1 protein-coding gene is annotated in these 3,881 nt (G+C 71.4%); it reads right to left on the reverse strand.

Going from position 1 to position 3,881, the window contains the following annotated elements:
- A partial coding sequence (gene eccCa / locus JHN45_RS51235; RefSeq protein ID WP_201056343.1) for a type VII secretion protein EccCa occupies positions 1–3,621 on the reverse strand: 3,621 nt, incomplete at its 3' end.
- Between the last annotated feature and the right edge of the window lie 260 nt (positions 3,622–3,881).

Raw genomic sequence — 3,881 nt, forward strand, 5'->3', positions numbered from 1 at the left:
GTCGTAGTCGTCGACGAGGACGAACAGGCGCGGGCCCGTCCACCAGTCGGCCTGCCGCATGCGGGCCGGGGTGATCTCCTGGCCGGGGACGCGGGTGCGCAGGGCCTTCGCCGAGCCGCCGACCAGTTGCTTGAGGGCTTCCAGGGCGACCGCGTGGCCGAGGCGGTACTCCTCGGGGACCGCGTCGACCAGACCGCGGCGGTAGTCGACGACCAGGATGCGTGCCTCGGCCGGGGTGTAGCGGGCGACGACGGAGTCCGCGACCAGCCGGAGCAGGTTGGTCTTGCCGCTCTCCGTGTCGCCGACGGCGACCAGGTGCGGGGTGCGGGAGAAGTCGTGCCAGACGGTGCCGAGGGTCTCCTCGTCCTGGCCGAGCGCCAGCTTGAGGCTCTGGCCGTCGCCGAGTTCGGGCTCGGCGAGTTCGGCCGCGGGCAGCCGGTGCGGGAGCATCCGGACCTGCGGGGCGCGCGGCCCGTGCCAGGCGCTCGCGATCCGGTCGACCAGGTCCGCGACGCCCTCGCTCAGCGTCTCGGGGTCGGTGGAACCGTCGCCGCGGGGCAGCGCGGACAGGAAGTGGAGTTTCGTCTCGACGGTCAGACCCCGGCCGGGGATCTGCGGCACCGCGCTCGCCTTGCGGATGTCCACGACGGAGTCCATCGTGTCGCCGAGCCGCAGCTCCAGCCGGGTCGCGGACTGGTCGCGGACCGGGGCGGTGAGTTCCAGCCAGCGGGCGGTCGCGACGATGAGGTGGATGCCGTAGTTGAGGCCGCTGGTGGCGATCTGGTTGAACGTGGGGATGTACTGGTCGAAGTTCTGCCGGACCGCCGACCAGCCGTCGATCACCAGGAAGATGTCGCCGTGCGGTTCGTCGGGGAACTCTCCGGCCGCGCGGCGGCGCCGGTAGGTGGACATCGAGTCGATGCCGTTGTCGAGGAAGAACTGCTCGCGCTGGGTGAGGACGGCGGTGACCTCGGCGACCGTACGGCTGATGCGCTCGGTGTCGAGGCGGGCCGCGACCCCGCCGACGTGCGGCAGACCGGTGAGCTGGGAGAGTGTGCCGCCGCCGAAGTCCAGGCAGTAGAACTGGACTTCGCGCGGGGTGTGGGTGAGCGCGAGCGCCATGATGAGGCTGCGCAGCACCGTCGACTTGCCGCTCTGCGAACCGCCCGCGACGGCGACATGGCCGCCCGCCCCGGCGAGGTCCACGACGAGCGGGTCACGGCGCTGGTCGAACGGCTTGTCGACCAGGCCGACCGGCACCCGCAGCTTCCCGGTGCCCGTCCAGCGGGACGCGGTCAGTCCGCGGTCCGGGTCCTCGGCGAGACCGCCGAGCAGCACGTCCAGCGGGGACGCGGTGTCCAGCGGCGGCAGCCACACGCGGTGCGCGGGCGGCCCGGAGTCGCGCAGCCGGTCGAGGGCCACCGCGAGCAGGCTCTCGGCGGCCTCCTCCGCCTCTGGCTCCGGGGTCGCGATCGCTGCCGGCGCCGGAGCGCGCGGCACGATGTACCCGGTCGACCAGGGCACCACCTGCGTGGCGACCCGGGCCTGAGCGACGGCACCGCCGCGCCTGCGGTACGGGCCGGAGACGTAGGCGGCACGGAAGCGGGTCAGGGCCTCGATGCCGCTCTTCAGGTAGCCGCTGCCCGGCTGCGAGGGCAGTTCGTACGCGTCGGGGACACCGAGGACACCCCGGGACTCCATCGCGGAGAACGTGCGCAGACCGATCCGGTACGACAGGTGCGACTCCAGCTGGTGCATACGGCCCTCGTCCAGGCGCTGCGAGGCCAGCAGCAGATGCACGCCGAGGGACCGGCCGAGGCGGCCGATCATCACGAACAGCTCCATGAACTCCCGGTGCGAGGCGAGGAGTTCGCTGAACTCGTCGACGACGACGAACAGGCTGGGCAGCGGGGCGAGACCGGCGCCGCCGGCCCGCGCCTTCTCGTACTCAAGGGCCGAGGTGTAGTTGCCCGCGGACCTCAACAGCTCCTGGCGGCGGATGAGTTCACCGTGCAGCGCGTCCTGCATACGCTCCACCAGGGCGGCCTCGTCGGCCAGGTTGGTGATGACGGCGGAGGTGTGCGGGAGTTCGTCGAGACCGAGGAAGGTCGCGCCGCCCTTGAAGTCCACCAGGACGAAGTTGAGTGTTTCGGAAGAGTTCGTGAGCGCGAGACCGAGGACCAGGGTGCGCAGCAGCTCGGACTTGCCGGAACCGGTCGCGCCGATCAGCATGCCGTGCGGGCCCATGCCGCCCTGCGCGGACTCCTTGATGTCCAGCTCCACGGGCCGCCCGTCCGCGCCGACGGCGACCGGGACGCGCAGCCGGGCGGAGCCGTTGTGCCGCCGCCACAGCGTGTCCGGGTCGAGCCGGTGCAGGTCGGCGATGCCGAGCAGGGTCGTCAACTCGGTGTCGTTGGAGAGCGGTTCGACCGCGTCGGAGGAGAGACTCATCCGGTACGGCGCGATCAGCCGGGCCAGCGACTCGGCGGCCACCGGACCCACCCGGTCGGGCCGGCCCAGGACCGTGGTCTGCTCCTTGCGGCTGCGGTCGGTGCGCACCAGCGCGACCGCGTCCGGGGCCACGTCCAGGCGCAGCGTGGTGCGGCCGGGCCGCCAGGTGAGGGAGTCGGAGAGGTCGAGGACGATCGCGTTGCGGTAGCCGGGCCCGTCGAAACGGTGGCCGGACGGGATGCCCGCGCCGTCCACCACGACCACCACCAGCGGCTCGTCACGGCCGGGCACCGCGTCGGGGTCGAACGCGGGGCGCTCGGAGAACTCGCTGCCGAGCTGGTCCTCCAGATCGGTGAAGGCCGAGGCCACCATGCGCAACGGCCCCGCGCCGTCCGTCTCCTGGGGGTGGTGATTGTGCGGCAGCCACTTCACCCACTCCCACTCCGCGCGCACCTCGTCGGCAGCGCAGACCGCGATCCACAGCTCCTCCGGCGGGTGGAACAGGGCCAGTTGGGCCAGCGCGGCCCGCAGCATTCCACGGCTCGCGTCGCGGTCCCCGCGGACCAACACCCGTGACCAGGACCGCAGATACAGCGCGATGGGCTGGCCGGGAACGGTGCTGTAGGCGCGGATGAAGCGCCGCAGCGCGTGCGCGCACAGCGGTTCCAGATCCTCAACCGGCTTGCTGGAGACGGGAGTCAGCCGCATGGCGAGCTGCTGGTCGCCGACCGCTATCCGCACCTCGCCGAAGTCGTCGTCCTTCACCCGGCGTTCCCACAGCCGCGTGGTGCGGACCATGGTGCGCAGCACCCGGGGCTCGGGATGCCGCCACGCCAGCGCGAGCTGCTGCTCGACCACGGCCCGCTGCACGGTACGCCGGCTCTGCGCCAAGTAGCGCAGATAGTCCCGGCGTTCACCGCGCAGCCGCTGCTTGCGGTCGCCGGCCTTGCGCATGACCTGACCGACCATCATCGCGCCGGCGGCCATCACCATCATGCCGAGCGCGAGATACATGAAGATGCCGTTGGACTGACCGCCCGACCGCATGAACATCATCATCATCGAGACCGACATCATCGCCATCGGCAGATACGTCCACACCGCGGAGGTGTCCGGGACGATCTCCATGAGAGTCGGCGGCTCCTGGAGGACCAACTCGCCGGCGGGCATGTCGGGTCCGCGACGGCGGGCCGGACGACGGAACAGGACCACGCTCAACGCTTGGGGCTCCTAACGGACTTCGCGCACCTCGGCGGTACGTGGGGGGCGTGCACCGGATCAGGCCTCGGCAATGCACGGTGGAGGACGCTGCCAACGTCGTTCGTGGGGGCTTCAGTTGACACGCGTCGTAGGGAGTGTCAGTAGTGTGCACCCCGTCAACTCTGTACGTCCATGTCACCCCCCCCCGCATCACCAGCGCTCCATTCCCC

Source organism: Streptomyces sp. MBT53, assembly GCF_016654115.1.
In the GTDB taxonomy this organism is placed as follows: Bacteria; Actinomycetota; Actinomycetes; order Streptomycetales; family Streptomycetaceae; genus Streptomyces.